This is a genomic window from Rummeliibacillus sp. SL167 (genome assembly GCF_007896505.1).
GTDB lineage: Bacteria > Bacillota > Bacilli > Bacillales_A > Planococcaceae > Rummeliibacillus > Rummeliibacillus suwonensis.
On record NZ_VCBM01000007.1, the window covers coordinates 1 to 16148 of the forward strand.

Annotated in this window: 14 protein-coding genes; all 14 read right to left on the reverse strand. The window is 38.0% G+C overall.

Annotated features, from left to right (window positions below; all coding sequences use genetic code 11):
• Nucleotides 1-828: 828 nt before the first annotated feature.
• The 14 genes from lysS to tilS all read right to left on the reverse strand — a co-directional run bounded on the left by lysS (nucleotide 829) and on the right by tilS (nucleotide 16143).
• Nucleotides 829-2319 (reverse strand): lysine--tRNA ligase, encoded by a 1491-nt coding sequence (lysS, locus tag FEZ13_RS18525; RefSeq protein ID WP_146553891.1) that lies wholly within the window; start codon nucleotides 2317-2319, stop codon nucleotides 829-831.
• Between the two features lie 371 nt (nucleotides 2320-2690).
• The gene (gene dusB, locus FEZ13_RS18530) at nucleotides 2691-3710 is read right to left on the reverse strand and encodes a tRNA dihydrouridine synthase DusB (protein WP_370467739.1); all 1020 of its coding nucleotides are present in this window, start codon (nucleotides 3708-3710) and stop codon (nucleotides 2691-2693) included.
• 165 nt (nucleotides 3711-3875) lie between these two features.
• Nucleotides 3876-4415, reverse strand: coding sequence for a 2-amino-4-hydroxy-6-hydroxymethyldihydropteridine diphosphokinase (gene folK, locus FEZ13_RS18535; RefSeq protein WP_146553893.1), 540 nt, complete (start codon nucleotides 4413-4415; stop codon nucleotides 3876-3878).
• Entirely contained in the window at nucleotides 4412-4780 is a 369-nt protein-coding gene (folB, locus tag FEZ13_RS18540; RefSeq protein ID WP_146553894.1) for a dihydroneopterin aldolase, read from the reverse strand. The genes folK and folB overlap by 4 nt, the downstream gene beginning before the upstream one ends.
• A 352-nt stretch (nucleotides 4781-5132) precedes the next feature.
• Complete coding sequence (gene folP, locus FEZ13_RS18545) at nucleotides 5133-5960, reverse strand: dihydropteroate synthase (protein ID WP_255473248.1); 828 nt, start codon at nucleotides 5958-5960, stop codon at nucleotides 5133-5135.
• 5 nt (nucleotides 5961-5965) lie between these two features.
• Nucleotides 5966-6805 carry an aminodeoxychorismate lyase gene (gene pabC / locus FEZ13_RS18550; protein WP_146553895.1) on the reverse strand — a complete coding sequence of 280 codons (840 nt, stop codon included), beginning with the start codon at nucleotides 6803-6805 and terminating at the stop codon, nucleotides 5966-5968.
• Nucleotides 6802-7386, reverse strand: coding sequence for an aminodeoxychorismate/anthranilate synthase component II (gene pabA / locus FEZ13_RS18555; RefSeq protein ID WP_146553896.1), 585 nt, complete (start codon nucleotides 7384-7386; stop codon nucleotides 6802-6804). Before pabA ends, pabC begins: the two co-directional genes overlap by 4 nt.
• Nucleotides 7383-8774 carry an anthranilate synthase component I family protein gene (locus FEZ13_RS18560; RefSeq protein WP_146553936.1) on the reverse strand — a complete coding sequence of 464 codons (1392 nt, stop codon included), beginning with the start codon at nucleotides 8772-8774 and terminating at the stop codon, nucleotides 7383-7385. Before FEZ13_RS18560 ends, pabA begins: the two co-directional genes overlap by 4 nt.
• A gap of 308 nt (nucleotides 8775-9082) precedes the next feature.
• Nucleotides 9083-10012 (reverse strand): cysteine synthase A, encoded by a 930-nt coding sequence (gene cysK / locus FEZ13_RS18565; RefSeq protein WP_146550933.1) that lies wholly within the window; start codon nucleotides 10010-10012, stop codon nucleotides 9083-9085.
• 211 nt (nucleotides 10013-10223) lie between these two features.
• Nucleotides 10224-11114: an Hsp33 family molecular chaperone HslO gene (hslO, locus tag FEZ13_RS18570; RefSeq protein ID WP_146553897.1), complete on the reverse strand. Its 891-nt coding sequence runs from the start codon at nucleotides 11112-11114 to the stop codon at nucleotides 10224-10226.
• Nucleotides 11107-11895 carry a type III pantothenate kinase gene (locus FEZ13_RS18575; protein WP_146553898.1) on the reverse strand — a complete coding sequence of 263 codons (789 nt, stop codon included), beginning with the start codon at nucleotides 11893-11895 and terminating at the stop codon, nucleotides 11107-11109. Before FEZ13_RS18575 ends, hslO begins: the two co-directional genes overlap by 8 nt.
• Before the next feature lie 114 nt (nucleotides 11896-12009).
• A complete protein-coding gene (gene ftsH, locus FEZ13_RS18580) occupies nucleotides 12010-14031 on the reverse strand; it encodes an ATP-dependent zinc metalloprotease FtsH (RefSeq protein ID WP_146553899.1) in 2022 nt (673 codons plus the stop codon).
• Nucleotides 14032-14160: 129 nt separating this feature from the next.
• Entirely contained in the window at nucleotides 14161-14703 is a 543-nt protein-coding gene (gene hpt / locus FEZ13_RS18585) for a hypoxanthine phosphoribosyltransferase (protein ID WP_146553900.1), read from the reverse strand.
• 30 nt (nucleotides 14704-14733) lie between these two features.
• Nucleotides 14734-16143: a tRNA lysidine(34) synthetase TilS gene (gene tilS, locus FEZ13_RS18590; RefSeq protein WP_146553901.1), complete on the reverse strand. Its 1410-nt coding sequence runs from the start codon at nucleotides 16141-16143 to the stop codon at nucleotides 14734-14736.
• Between the last annotated feature and the right edge of the window lie 5 nt (nucleotides 16144-16148).

Below are 16148 nucleotides of genomic sequence, written 5' to 3' on the forward strand. Positions count from 1 at the left end.
CTGAGCCAGGATCAAACTCTCCATAAAAGTCAAGTTTGAAAGCTCATTTGCTTTGCTAGCGTATCATCCGAAGATGATATCTATTTTGTCTTTATCACTAACGGAGGTTAGTGAACAAATTTTATTGATTAACATCTTGTTTGTTCAGTTTTCAAGGTTCATATCTCATCACTTATCAGCGACTTAGTTATTTTAACATAACAATATTGTTTTGTCAATATTTTTTAACTTTTAAGTTTCTGATAAATAAGTTGCAAATCTTCGACAGCAACTTTTATATTATATCATCTTCATTTTTTAATGTCAATGATTTTCTAAGCTAACAAGTTAAGAAAATTAGCAACTCAATCAATATAACACTATATCATTACATATGCAAGTAAAATTATTAAAATAAAAATCTACATCGGCACTTCACCTTCGCTAAAAAACATATGCTCCTGTCGCTTTGCTTTCGTCGCAGGAAAACATATGCTCCTGTCGCTTTGCTTTCGTCGCAGGAAAACATAGTGCTCCTGTCGCTTTGCTTTCGCCACGGAAAAACATATGCTCTTGCCACTTCGCTTTTGTTGCAACAAACAGCTGCTAAATAAAGTGAAGATTCCATCAGTGGGGTTTTCTTCATCTCCTACTGATGGTTGGCTAAACCAATCGGACTTTTAAGGGCAGTTGATCCCACCTATCTTTCTCGTTTATCTCTACATCTTGAGGTGGGGGTCTTACTGCCCGTTAAAGCGGGATAAATGAAGGTTGATAAACAGCAAAAAACGACGTTCTCAAATGAAAAGAACGTCGTATCAGTATAAAATCTATTTGTGAATCATTTCATTAGTCACGTGAACGCATTAATGGGAATAATAACACGTCACGAATAGATTGAGCGTTTGTCAAAAGCATGATCAAACGGTCTACGCCAATTCCTAAACCACCAGTAGGGGCCATACCATATTCTAATGCTTCTAAGAAATCTTCATCCATTTCATGTGCTTCATCATTACCTTGTTCTTTTTCACGTAATTGCGCTTCAAAACGTTCGCGTTGGTCAATTGGATCATTTAATTCTGTGAATGCATTGGCATGTTCACGTCGTACGATGAATAATTCGAAACGATCCGTAAATCGTGGATCTTCAGCATTTTTCTTAGCAAGTGGTGAAATTTCAACGGGATGACCATAAACAAATGTAGGTTGTACTAATGTTTCTTCTACCTTTTGTTCAAAGAATTCATTGATAATATGCCCTACTTCCATCGTATCCTTAATCTCCACATGATGTTCATGAGCAAGAGCTTGTGCTTCTTCTTTCGTCATTTCTTTCCAGAAGTCTACACCTGTAGCCTCTTTCACCGCATCTACCATGTGTAGACGTTTCCAGCCTTTAGAAAGATCGATTGTATCTTCACCATATTGAATTTGAGTTGTACCGAGTACTTCTTGAGCAACATGTCCAAATAAATCTTCAGTAAGATCCATAATATCGTGGAAGTCCGCGTATGCTTCATATAGTTCAAGCAAAGTGAACTCTGGGTTGTGGCGAGTAGATACACCTTCGTTACGGAATACGCGACCGATTTCGTATACCTTTTCAAGACCACCTACGATCAAACGTTTTAAGTATAGTTCAATTGCTATACGCATATACATCGTTGCATCTAATGCATTATGGTGTGTAACGAATGGACGAGCTGCTGCACCACCTGCTACAGAGTTTAACATTGGTGTTTCAACTTCTAAGTAGCCTTTATTGTCTAAGAAATTACGAATGGAACGGATGATTTGACTGCGCGTGATGAAAGTTGCTTTACTATCTTCATTTGTGATTAGATCCAAATAACGTTGGCGATAACGTTGTTCTACGTCTTGTAAGCCATGGAATTTTTCAGGTAATGGGCGTAAAGATTTAGATAAGAAAGTGAATTCTAGTGCTTTAACAGTTAATTCACCAACGTGTGTTTTAAAGATTGTACCTTTAATCCCTACGATATCACCAAGGTCAGCATGTTTAAAAATATCATAGGCTTCTTCACCAATTGCATCTTTACGTACATAGATTTGGATTTGACCGCCAAGATCTTGGATGTTCGCAAAACCGACTTTACCCTTGCTACGTTTTGTCATGATCCGGCCAGCGATCGCTACTTGTTCTGGATGTTCATTTTCTTCTAATTCTTCTTTTGATAAATCAGCGTATTGTTTTTTTAATTCGCTTGATAAATGTGTGCGTTCAAAGCGTTGACCGAATGGGTCTAAGCCTTTTTCTCTTATAGAATCCATTTTTTGGCGTCTCACCAAAAGTTGGTCATTTAATTCTTCTGCCACAATTTTCACTCCTTATATTTGTTGCGCTTAGCAGTCCATAATGTATTTATTGTACACAATTTTCATAGATGAATCACGTCTTTCTACTCATTTTCCCTTTAAATCTAACATTACATGTGGGATATAGAGAAAAAAGAAGTGTTCAGAAACTACCATTTAATCATTATTTTTAATAGATTTTTTTCATATACGGATGGGAGCAATCGCTCACAAAAATGAAAGTTTGCTTACGCTTTGGAGGTGTGAGATCTTACTGTCCCTTATACAGGTACAGGGTAGAACAATAGAAAAGTAACATCATAACTTAAGGGATGTCTAAAAGTGTTAAAAACGCCTTTGAGACACCCCCTCTTTAGAATTCATATAACCTATTAACCCAATTGGATATAATCGGGAACATTTTCTTGCTCCTCGATTTCCTCGACAAGTTCGTTTAAGATCGTGTGCAACTCTAATGCCGTTTCGGCTTGATTAATACGATTACGTGCTTTACCATTGCCTCTTACACCTTTTAAATACCATGAAGCGTGTTTACGCATTTCACGTACGGCAATGCTTTCTCCCTTAAGTTTCATCAAACGATCAAAGTGCAGTAAACATACATCCATTTTTTCACGAATTGGTGGTTCAGGCATTAGTTTACCTGATTTTAAATATTCAACTGTACGATAAATCATCCATGGGTTTCCTAATGCTGCACGACCAATCATAACACCATCAGCACCTGTATATTCTAATAGGCGTTTAGCGTCTTCTGGCGTTTCAACATCACCATTGCCGATGAATGGAATATGGATATTCTCTTTTACTTCTTTTAAAATATCCCAATTTGCTTTTCCTTCGTACATTTGAAGACGAGTACGACCGTGCATGGCAATGGCAGATGCCCCAGCGCGTTCTGCAGCTTGTGCGTTTTTTACTGCATAAACGTGATCCTCATCCCAACCGATACGCATTTTACAGCTTACGGGTTTGTCAACAGCATCCACAACTGCAGAAACCATTTCATAAATTTTATTTGGATCCAATAACCACTTAGCTCCTGCTTCACATTTAATAATTTTGTTGACAGGGCAACCCATATTAATATCGATGATATCCGCTGTAGTATATTTATCTACATATCGCGCTGCTTCAACTAATGTTTCTTTGTCGCCACCAAAAATTTGGAGTGAAAGTGGATTTTCACGTTCATCAATATATAGCATACTCATCGTTTTATTATTACGATGAACGATCCCTTTATCTGAAATCATCTCTGCATATACTAGGCCCGCTCCGAATTCTTTCACCGTTAGACGAAATGCCGAGTTACAGACGCCAGCCATTGGCGCAAGTACGACACGATTGTCCATGACAATATCGCCAATTTTAAACGGTTTATCGTTCATTAAAGTCACCGTTTTTCCTCCTTAATAGACGATTATGCATTCGTCTTTGGGTTTATATTTATTACTTTATTTCGATATATCCAATAATGATTTCCTAAAAAATCAACATGTTCTAGACCCTGTTTCTACACAATGAAACGAAGCAATCTGGTTCATTGAAAGAATCTAACTTAATGAATTCTTTGAGCCCTTGGAAAGGATGAATCCTGATAAATCAGTGGCTGTCTTCCATCGTCTGACGCCCTCTTTCCCAACTTGCTCAAGTAGCGCTTGAAATGCTACACCAATCGTTGGATGCTTAAGCTCTGGTGCAATTTCCACTAAAGGAACGAGAACAAATGCACGCTCATGCATTCGAGTATGAGGTACAATAAGCGTCTCTGTTTCAATATTGTCATGATTATAGAGTAAAATGTCAAGGTCTATCGTTCGTGGACCCCATCGAATAACACGAACTCTTTTTAATGCTTGCTCCACTTTTTGACATTCTTCCAATAATTCTTGTGCAGCTAATGGCGTATGTACAAGGATCACCATATTTAAGAAAACGTCTTGATCCGTGTAGCCAACTGGGTCCGTTTCATAAATCGATGAAAGTTTCACCACCATGATTGCCGGATGTTGTTGTAATAATTGTACAGCATGACGTAATGTTTCCTCTTTATCCCCCATATTAGACCCTAATGAAATATATGCCTCATTCATGCAAACACTCCCCTAGTTATTTCTACAGATACTTCTTTGTAGTGACCTGGAATTGGTGGGTCCGGCTTGATAACCTCGACACGAATCCCCTTTACTATATTTGAATACGTTCCTAGTATTTCTGCAGCAATTTTCTCGGCAACTGATTCGATCAATTTAAATGGTTTTCCCTCTACAATTTTTTGGCAAACCTCATAAACTTCTGCATAGCTTACGGTATGATGAAGGTCATCTGTTTCGCCAGCATGGTGTAGATCCGTAGCAATAGACACGGTCACTCGAAAACGTTGCCCTAGCCTAGTTTCCTCCGGCAACACACCATGAAAACTATAGAATTCCATATTTCTAATGTGAATATAATCCATTTTGTTTCTCCTAACATCAGCTTATCGTATTAAATACTTAAAGTTACGCTTTATCAATTATGCCTCAGCGTATTGCGTCCGAATTTTTCGAGTATGCTTGAAAAGCTCCTCTTTCAAATCCGTGACAGCCACCGGAAGCCATGGTTCAACAGATTTAACACTAAGTTAGTCACTTAGGCAATTCCACCTGCGCTTTGCTGTTGACATATAAAACATCTGTTGCTGCTTTATTGCCCTAGCTTTCATGCAGGATATGCAGCTGGGGAGCAATCGCTCATGACTGTTTTTACGTATTGAAGTGAAGAATTATCGTCCATTCATGCAAAGAATTGATTACAATTGACTGTCATTGTTATTTCAACGCATCCATCATTTTCATCATTCTTGCAATCGGTTTTACATCATGTACTCTTACCATATGGCAACCCTTGTCTACTCCATAGCAACAAGTTGCTCCAGTTCCTTCCATACGTTCACTTACTGGAAGATCAAGCACATTACCGATCATACGTTTGCGCGATGTCGCTAGTAATACCGGATATCCCATATCTACAAGACGCGGTAAAGCTTTCATCATCTCAATATTTTGTTCGTGTGACTTAGCAAATCCGATACCTGGGTCTAACCAGATATATTCGTCTTTTACTCCTGCCTTATGGGCAATATCAATACTTTTCTCTAAATCCCTTTTAGCATCTGCCCAAAAATCTTCTCCATAATCTTCGTTTGTACGATTATGCATTAAAATAATAGGCACATGAAGCTCTGCTGCTACATTCGCCATTTTAGGATCGTATTGCGCTCCCCAAATATCATTAATAATATGTGCACCCGCCTCAATAGCAGCACGTGCCACTTGTGACTTAAATGTATCAACAGAGATTAATACATCGACTTCTGAGCGAATAGCTTTTATTGCCGGAATGATTCGAGAAAGTTCTTCCTCTGCTGAAATAGGGGTATGACCTGGTCGAGTAGACTCTCCACCAACATCAATAATTTTAGCACCATCAGCGACCATTTCCTTAGCATGCTTCACTGCATTTTCAACAGAATCATATTGACCACCATCTGAAAAAGAATCAGGTGTGACGTTTAAAATTCCCATAACGACTGTTTCATTTGCAAAATCTAATGTGTGACCATCAATTGTTAATACTTTATATTTGTCAAGATTCAATCTTCTTACTCCCTTTCAATAGATGCGATATACATGGTATGTAATTGCCGATAGATGTCTCCTACATTACCTAGAAAGCATTTTTCGTCCAATTTTTTAATAGGAATCAACTCTTGAATTGAAGTTGTGATAAAACATTCATCAGCCTTTTCTAAATCCTGCGGCCTATACTTTCCTTCATGTATATTTAGTCCTACCTCATGAGCCAAGCGTAATACATGTTGGCGTGTAATACCTGGTAAAATTCCTGTAGAAATAGAAGGTGTATATAGTTCTTTTTTTATTGCCCAGAAAATATTCGAAGTAATCCCTTCTGCTATATGGCCTTCTGCATTAACAAAGAAGCCCTCTAATTCTTTCAAGGAAGGTACTTCAAAACGAGCTCGTATATTATTGGCATAATGGTGGGATTTATAGCGAATGGCCTGCTCTGGTGAATTACGTATCGTGTTCAACCAAACTGCATTTTTCTCGTGACCTCTTGAAGCTGTTGGAAGTTCTTTACGAAAAATAATAACATTAGGGTTTGAATAATGTGTTTTACTTAATCCAATACCACCTTCGCCAGCAGAAATATTTAAGCGGAAATAGCCATCTGTCTGTCCATTTCGTTTATTCAATTCTATTATAACATCCCGTAATTCTTCGAAAGTGTAGGACATCGTAATTCGATATTCTTTTAAAGCCCTTTGGATACGTGCGCAATGTTCATTCCAAAGAAAGGGTTTGTCGTTGTATGTACGAAATGTTTCAAAAAAGCCCAATCCATATAAATAACCATGGTCAGTTGGCGAAACAGATAATTCTGTACTCTCAATATACTCTCCATTCATCCAACAAATCATTGTACTCTCTCCTTGCAATAGGTAGTGATAAAATTTTTTAAAAGTTTTTTACCATCTTGGGTCATGATGGACTCCGGATGGAATTGTACGCCTTCCACTGCAAATTCCTTATGGCGGATGCCCATGATTTCTCCCTCTGCTGTCCAAGAGGTGATTTCAAGACAGCTTGGGAGTGTATCTTTTTCAACGATTAACGAATGATATCTTGTTGCTGTGTAAGGGTTCGATAAATCTTTATTTACACCTTTATCATCATGATAGATCGCCGATGTTTTACCGTGCATTAAACGGTTGGCACGTATCACTTTCCCACCAAACGCTTGCGCAATCGCTTGATGTCCTAAACATACCCCTAATATGGGAATTTGCCCTGTGAAATGTTGAATGACTTCAAGGCTGATTCCAGCTTCGTTTGGACTACAGGGTCCCGGTGATATTACAATCATTTCAGGCCGCACTTCTTCTATTTCTTCGATACTAATGCCATCATTACGCTTAACAAGCAATTGCTCACCTAGCTCACCAAAATATTGAACTAAATTGTATGTAAAGGAATCATAATTATCAATCATTAAAATCATCGTTCTTTTACTCCTTCCGCCATTGTTTTAGCCTGCCATAGCGCTTTTGCTTTATTGAGTGATTCTATGTATTCACGCTCAGGCACTGAATCAATAACAACACCTGCACCCGCTTGAATATAGGCTAATCCATTTTTGATAAAAGATGTACGAATAACAATATTTAGTTCAATGTCTCCATTAAATCCGATCCAGCCAATTGACCCCGTATACAATCCGCGTCGCACAGGTTCTAATTCTTCAATGATTTCCATTGTACGTATTTTGGGAGCACCCGTAATGGTTCCTCCAGGGAAAACCGCCCGAATAATTTCTGCATTGCTTTTATCTTTTGACACCTTCCCGCGCACATTCGAAACAATATGCATAACATGTGAATATTTTTCAATCACCATCAATTCATCAACATGAACGGTGCCGTATTCAGAAACGCGCCCCAAATCGTTTCTCTCAAGGTCGACAAGCATGATATGTTCAGCACGTTCTTTCTCATGATGGATCAATTCGTCCGCAAGCGTCCTATCTTCAGCGTCATCCTTGCCACGTGGACGTGTTCCTGCAATTGGGCGAGTTGATAGGTTGTTTCCATATTTTTGAAGTAACAATTCTGGCGATCCCGATACAATCGAAAAATGAGGTGAAGCGATATACGCCATATACGGAGAGGGATTAAATGTGCGGAGCGCTTCATACATGATGATGGGATCCACATCTACTTTTTGGGCCTGACGGACAGATAAGTTGACTTGGAATACGTCCCCTTGAGCAATATAGCGTTGAATTTGTTCAACAGCCTCCTTAAACTGGTCACATGTCATCGAAACCAAGCGAGAGTCATCATTTTTTACTGCCTGAGCAGTTGTATGATTAAAGTAACTTTTTGAACAGTCAGTTTGCCAGCTTTTTGCTAGTTCCTCCACGTCTATATCAGATGTAGATAATTTCATAACAGTTGCCTTTTCATGTTCAACATCTAATACCGTCCAACAGTCCACTATATAAAAGTATATATCTGGAATTTGTAGATCATCTTTAGCGATATTCGGAAGTACTTCAATCTTCCGCACATAATCATATGCTATAAAACCAATAGCACCCCCATAAAAAGAATCGCTTGGCGCATCAACTTTATATTGTAAAAGCAATTGTTCAACTAATTGGAGGGGTTCCCCTATGTGTAGATCTCGTCTACCATTTCGCCAATCGATTTGTAATCCATTTTCTGTAGATTGTACGACAGCAAGCGGGTTCCAGGCAGCAATTGTTTTGGTGCCACCTCGTCCACTTTCTAAAAATACACTATGTGTTTCATTTTCTATTCTCTTTTTATAGCTATTAAAAAAGACATCTTTTTGTATTGGAAAAGGTTCAGATTTTATCAGTTGAATGACCAATTGAAAACCTCCATATTCTCTTTCTAAATCTGCTTTCAGTATAACAACACCTATGTATTTAACAAAGTAATAATTTTATCCACTTGATCAATCCATCATAAGACGTAATTGTATATGGATTTTGAATTATGCTTACTTAAGACCTATAAGATCATTCAGTTAATCACTATGACTGGCACTTTACTTTTGCCATAACGGTATCCATGAACAATTGCTCCAACCTGTACATGAAAAAGTTTTTCCCACAGAAAAAAGAGTACTCATTGTTTTTGAGTACTCTTTCTTAATAGGATAAGTATCAATTAGTCATCATAGCGATATAAAGCTGTACTGAAGTAACGTTCACCTGTATCAGGAAGAAGTGCTAAAACATTTTTGCCTTTTCCTAGACGTTTTGCTGTTTCAATTGCTGCATACAATGCTGCACCAGATGAAATACCAGCTAACACGCCTTCTTCTCTTGCTACTTTACGAGCTGCATCGAATGCATCTTCATTTGCAACTTGGAAAATAGAATCATAAACTTCTGTATTTAACACTTTAGGAACGAAACCTGCGCCAATACCTTGAATTTTATGTGGACCTGGTTTACCACCTGAAAGTACTGGAGAATCTTTTGGTTCTACAGCGATGACTTCAATATTTGGATATTTTTCTTTTAATACTTCGCCAGTACCTGTTACAGTACCACCAGTACCAACACCTGAGATGAAAGCATCTAAGTTTAAGCCTTCGAATGCTTCGATAATTTCTGGGCCAGTAGTTGCACGGTGTGCTTGAACATTTGCAGGGTTTTCAAATTGTTGTGGTACAAACCAGCCATTTTTTTCTACTAGCTCGTTTGCTTTAGCAATAGCACCTTTCATACCATCTGCACCTGGAGTTAAAACAAGTTCAGCACCATAAGCACGTAATAGATTACGACGTTCAACACTCATCGTATCAGGCATGACAATAACAGTTTTATAGCCTTTTGCTGCTGCTACCATAGCAAGACCGATACCAGTGTTACCACTTGTAGGTTCAACAATTGTGCTACCTGGTTTTAATTTTCCTTCTTTTTCAGCTGTTTCAATCATTGCTGCTGCGATACGGTCTTTTACACTGCTGCCTGGGTTAAAATATTCTAGTTTTGCATAAACATTCCCATCGTTAGGTCCTGTTACATGGTTCAATTTTACGATCGGTGTATTGCCAATTAATTCTACTACTGAATTTACGATTTTACTCATCTACTATTCCTCTCCTAATCCCTAGTATTTTAATATGCTTTATTGTCTTTATATTACAACTTTTGAAAATAGTTTGTCAATAAAAACATCTTACGTTTTTAATAAATATAGACTATTTTTGTCTATTCAATGAACCAAATATAATAATATCATTTCAAGTGTATATAAAATTGATATAAAAAATTTATGGAATTGATTCAAATTATGGAAATTAGTTCTTTTGTGAGTGAATTTCTTCGATAAAACCTTCTAGTTCTTCTTTAGAGTAGTGATATTTTTCTTCACAGAAATGACAATGTGCTTCCGCCATACCATCTTCATCTATCATCTCTTGAATCTCTTTTTCACCAAGGCTAAGAATGGCAGCCCCAAAACGTTGTTTAGAACATGTGCATTGGAATTTAACCGGCATTTGATCCAAAATTTGAACATTTTCTTCGCCCAGTATTGCTTCTAAAATCTGTTCCGGCGTATACCCTTTTTGAATCATTTTAGAGATAGGTTCGATGGTTGATAAATGTTCTTCAATTTCTGTAATGGTTTCGTCATCGACACCGGGTAATACTTGAATAATAAAACCACCAGCTGCAAGAATGGTGTCATCCGTATCCACCAATACGCCTAATCCAACAGATGACGGAACTTGTTCAGATTTGGCAAAATAATAGGTGAAGTCTTCTGCAATTTCTCCAGATATGATGGGTACTTGTCCTGTAAAAGGATCGCGCATACCAAGGTCTTTTACAACTGTTACTGTCCCTTCTGTACCAACTGCACGACGAACATCCAGCTTACCTTGTGGGTTTAAATCAAAATGAACTTGTGGGTGTATCGCATATCCGCGCACTTCTCCTTTTGCATTTGCACAAACGACCATAGGACCAATTGGACCATTACCATCTACTTTCACCGTAATAGAAGCATCATCTTTTAACATAGCTCCCATCATAACAGTTGCAGTCATTGTTCGCCCAAGTGCTGCAGAAGCGGTAGGCCATGTGTTATGTCGGCGTTGTGCCTCACCTACAGTATCAGTTGTACGAACCGCAAACGCACGGACACTCCCGTTAAATCCAAGCCCTCTTACTAAATAATCAGCCATTCTTTTTCTCCTTTTCTTCATGATTTCTTTTATAAATAATGTTTAATCCCTTTAACGTTAGAAACGGATCAACTATATCAATAATAGTAGATTCTTTTGCAACCAAATTTGCTAGACCGCCTGTTGCAATCACTAATGCATCTTCTCTATCTTGTTGGCGTATGCGTCCAATGATTCCTTCCACTTGTCCTACATAACCATATACAATACCTGCTTGCATAGAAGAAACCGTATTTTTTCCAATAACGTTTTGAGGTGTCGCAATTTCTATTCTCGGCAGTTTCGAACAATGCGTAAAAAGTGCCTCCATAGATATTGTCATCCCCGGGGCAATTGCACCACCCATGTACTCTTTATTTTCATTGATATAACAATATGTTGTTGCTGTACCGAAATCTACAACGATTATTGGGGACCCATATTCTTGGATAGCTCCAACAGCATTGACAATTCGATCGGCACCGATTTCTCTTGGATTTTCACATTTGATATTGAGCCCTGTTTTTACCCCAGGTCCTACTACTATAGGTTCGATAGAAAAATATTTCCGACACATCGTTTCAAGCGAAAACATGATTGGCGGTACGACCGAAGAAATGATAATACCCTGTATGTCTTTAAAAGATAAGTCTCCATCCATAAACAGAGTTTTAAGCTGCATAGCATACTCATCTTCTGTTTTTAAGGTGTCTGTTTTCATTCGCCAATGGTGTTCAAGATGATCCTCTTTATAAATTCCTATTGAGATATTCGTATTTCCTACATCCATCACTAAAATCATGAAAATTATCCTCACTTATTATGTCATTCTTCATGAATCATAACATATCTACATAGATGAAAAAAAGCTGACTACCTTACTGAATGTAGGAGTCAGCCCTTACTGTTGCAATGATCAATGTTCTTCTTGAATTCCATCGCTTTTTTGCTCACCGTTAGAATCTTTAGGCAGATCGCTAACTGTCGGATCAGATTTACCGTTTATATCTAATTTTGTTTCTTGAACAATTTTAGCATCAGTAGATTCAATCTCTTGAGCATCGTTTTCGTTTCCAAGCTTATGACTTTTTCTTTCATAAGAGCGTTCTGGAAGCTTACCGTATTTTTCTAAATGCTCGATTTGTTCAGCATCTAATGTTTCAACTTCAAGTAAAGTTGTAGCAATTAGATTTAAAAGATCACGACGTTCTGTCAAAATTTTTCTTGTACGTTCATATTGTTCCTTCACGATTTGTTGCATTTCTTGATCAATTTCGTATGCAATGCGATCGGAATAGTTCTGTTCAGAATTTAAGTCACGACCTAGGAATACATTGCCACCTTGGCTAGAGCCAAATTGCAATTGTCCAAGTTTATCGCTCATACCGTATTCAGTAACCATTGAACGAACAATACTTGTTACACGTTGGAAGTCATTATGAGCACCTGTTGAAACTTCACCGAAGACAATATCTTCTGATACACGTCCACCAAGTAACCCTGCCACTTTATCTAGTAGTTCTGGTTTTGTCATGAAATAACGATCTTCTTTTGGAAGCATTACAGCATAACCACCAGCTTGACCACGAGGAACGATTGTTACTTTATGCACTTTTTCTGCCTCATCTAATGTCAAGCCTACCACTACGTGTCCGGCTTCATGGAATGCAACAATATTACGTTCTTTTTCCGAAATGACACGGCTTGTTTTAGCAACCCCAGCAATAACACGATCGGTTGCTTCATCAATATCGCCCATATCGATTTTCTTCTTATTTTCACGGGCTGCTACTAATGCAGCTTCGTTCAATAAATTCTCTAAATCTGCACCGGAAAATCCTGGGGTGCGTTGTGCAATTGCCTTTAAGTCTACTGTTTCATCTAATGGTTTTTTACGAGCATGTACTTTAAGTACTGCTTCACGACCTCTTACATCTGGACGACCTACAGTAATTTGTCGGTCAAAACGACCTGGACGTAATAATGCAGGGTCTAGTATATCTGGTCGGTTAGTTGCAGCGATGATGATGATACCTTCATTTCCACTGAAACCATCCATTTCAACAAGTAATTGGTTCAACGTTTGTTCGCGTTCATCGTGTCCACCGCCTAAACCTGCACCACGTTGACGGCCTACTGCATCAATTTCATCGATGAAGATGATACATGGAGCATTTTTCTTAGCAGTTTCAAATAAATCACGCACACGAGAAGCACCGACACCAACGAACATTTCAACAAAATCAGAACCACTGATTGAGAAGAAAGGAACGCCAGCTTCACCAGCTACTGCTCGAGCCAATAACGTTTTACCTGTACCTGGAGGTCCTACTAATAGGATCCCTTTTGGAATACGTGCGCCAATTTCATCAAACTTGGTATGGTCTTTTAAGAAATCTACAACCTCTACAAGTTCTTGTTTTTCTTCATCGGCACCAGCTACATCTGTGAAACGAACTTTTTTCTTTTGGTCATCATATAATTTTGCTTTACTTTTGCCAAAGCTCATCATACGATTTCCGCCGCCTTGAGCCTGATTCAACAAGAAGAAGAACAGGATAAAGATGACTATAAATGGAATAATCCCAGTCAGAAATTGAATCCATCCGTTCGATTCTGGAGCCCCTAAAAATTGGATCTTAGTATTTGCCTTCGCTTCTTTATGAATCTCATTCATCAATTCTTGATCATCAAGGGGTATATTGGTAACGAAAGACTCGCCTTTTTTATACCCTTCCATTTCACCTTTTACTACATAAACCGCATTATCTGGTTGAATTGTAGCTTTAGTTACTTTGCCATTCTCTAATGCTGTAATAAACTCGTGATATTGTATCTCTTTCGTAGGTTGGTTCGCATTATTAAACGTCCCAAAGATCCCGATAATCACGAGGAAAATTAATAAATAAAATATGGTGTATCGAAATATTCGATTCATCCCCAGCCTCCTCACAAGATAAACAGAAAAACTATAGTAAATCTTAACATATGAAGTTTTGGTCGTACAATGAAAAGCCTCTTATTCAAGATGTTTCCTTTTAAAATTGTCTAAAAAGATACATCTTTCTTAAAACGAGTAAACTGATGGCTTTAAAACACCTATATAAGGTAAATTACGGTATTTTTCTGCGTAGTCTAAGCCATAACCTACCACAAATGCATCTGGAACCTCAAAGCCAACATAATCTGCTCGTAAATCCACCTTACGACCAGATGGTTTATCTAACAAAGTAATGATCTTGATAGATTTTGCTTTACGATATTTAAATAAATCGACAAGATAGCTTAGTGTAAGACCACTATCAATAATATCCTCAATAATGATAATATCACGACCCTCAACGCTAGTGTTCAGGTCTTTAACAATTTTTACCTCTCCTGAAGAAACGGTTGCATTACCATAGCTAGTTACATCCATAAAATCGATTTCCACATAAGAATCAATTCGTTTCATCAAATCTGCCATAAATGGCATTGCACCTTTAAGTACACCCACCAATAATGGAAACTTATCTTGGTATTCTATTGTTAGAGATTCCCCAAGCTCTTTAATCTTGTCTTGTAACTCTTCCTCTGAAATTAATACTTTTTCGATGTCCTTCTGAAGCATCTTTAGTTCCTCCTTGATTATATATAGACACTACAAAGTTTGCTGATCAACGATGAATATTGTATCATCCGTTAATCGTTTGCTATTCGAAAAATAGCTACTTACACGGAGCCCTGGGACGGCAATGACCTCATTGTCATTGGTAACAACAATCGGCCAAATTTCTCTAAGCGCCATTGGAACTTTTTCGTCAATAAAAAGACGGGAAATTCGCTTTTGTATATTTGCTCCAAGCAATTGTATGCGATCTCCATCCATTCTGCCACGAATATGTAATGGTAATGCGAAACATGTTGCATTTACAAAGTAGCTTTTTGCCTGTGATGATATATCTGATGGCATCTTGTCATCCACTTTCCCGATATAAAGGCGCAACTGATTAGGTAATTCAATCCAATGTCCAAATGGCAAAATCTTAGATGTTGGATGAGATGTACTTACCTTTTTCATCAGGATTAACTCATCATATTGGCGAATTGCTTTTGCTCCTTTAGGTAAATCAATCGTCGCATTTCCAGTTGTTGTTCGTACTAGTTTTAGAATGGAATTCCAAAGGGTGTAACTTTGTAACATGATTGTATCTTTATAGAGATAATTTAATAGTAGTAGAATGATTCTCCTTTGTAAAGCAAGCGGCTGATTTTGGAATGTATTTATATTAATTTTCCATAAATCGCTCTGTTTTTCAATCAATACATCTTGCAAAGCTTCCTTAGCCATTGATTGCAATAATTCTTCATCGGCTTGTACTTTTTCAGTATAGTGCATAACCGCTTCTGCTATCTTTGGGTTTTCATTTCTTAATAATGGGACAACATGGTGTCTCATTCGATTTCGAGTGTAGGAGTCCTTTTTGTTGCTGGAATCCTCTCTATAATCTTGATTGTGGGCTTGCAAATATTCAAGAATATCCTCTCTAGTTATTGAAAGAAATGGTCGAATCAATTCTCCATTTGCAAATGGTCGACGGCGTAAGATCCCTTGCATCCCAATATCATGCGATCCACGGATCAACGCCATTAAAACTGTTTCGATTTGATCATCTGCATGATGCGCTACGACTAATTTAGAACTGTTTGTTTCTGTCATGACCTGTTCAAAATAGGCATAACGCTCTCTTCTACAAACCGCCTGCATATTGCCTTGTTCCGCTTCTAAAATAGATGGGATGGGAATATCAGTGGCATATACCGGGATGCCACGTTCCCTGCAAAAAGATTCTACATAGTGTCGATCACCAGCTGCATCTTCACCCCTTAACATGTGATTGACATGCACAGCTGCAACAGAAACACCTAATTTCTCTTGTTGATGATGTAAATAATGCAGTAAAGCCATCGAATCGGCTCCGGCAGAGCAAGCTACAAGAAGACGATCTCCTACATGACACAACCTATATTGTTGGATATATTCAGATACTTTTTGCTCGAGTTTCGTCATCTTCT

Excerpts from the sequence above, each read along its gene's own strand:
- tilS (WP_146553901.1), bottom strand. The coding sequence starts at position 16,143 with ATGACGAAACTCGAGCAAAAAGTATCTGAATATATCCAACAATATAGG.
- pabC (WP_146553895.1), bottom strand. The coding sequence starts at position 6,805 with ATGATTTGTTGGATGAATGGAGAGTATATTGAGAGTACAGAATTATCT.
- FEZ13_RS18575 (WP_146553898.1), bottom strand. The coding sequence starts at position 11,895 with ATGATTTTAGTGATGGATGTAGGAAATACGAATATCTCAATAGGAATT.
- hslO (WP_146553897.1), bottom strand. The coding sequence starts at position 11,114 with ATGGCTGATTATTTAGTAAGAGGGCTTGGATTTAACGGGAGTGTCCGT.
- pabA (WP_146553896.1), bottom strand. The coding sequence starts at position 7,386 with ATGATTTTAATGATTGATAATTATGATTCCTTTACATACAATTTAGTT.
- ftsH (WP_146553899.1), bottom strand. The coding sequence starts at position 14,031 with ATGAATCGAATATTTCGATACACCATATTTTATTTATTAATTTTCCTC.
- folB (WP_146553894.1), bottom strand. The coding sequence starts at position 4,780 with ATGGATTATATTCACATTAGAAATATGGAATTCTATAGTTTTCATGGT.
- cysK (WP_146550933.1), bottom strand. The coding sequence starts at position 10,012 with ATGAGTAAAATCGTAAATTCAGTAGTAGAATTAATTGGCAATACACCG.
- hpt (WP_146553900.1), bottom strand. The coding sequence starts at position 14,703 with ATGCTTCAGAAGGACATCGAAAAAGTATTAATTTCAGAGGAAGAGTTA.
- folK (WP_146553893.1), bottom strand. The coding sequence starts at position 4,415 with ATGAATGAGGCATATATTTCATTAGGGTCTAATATGGGGGATAAAGAG.
- dusB (WP_370467739.1), bottom strand. The coding sequence starts at position 3,710 with ATGAACGATAAACCGTTTAAAATTGGCGATATTGTCATGGACAATCGT.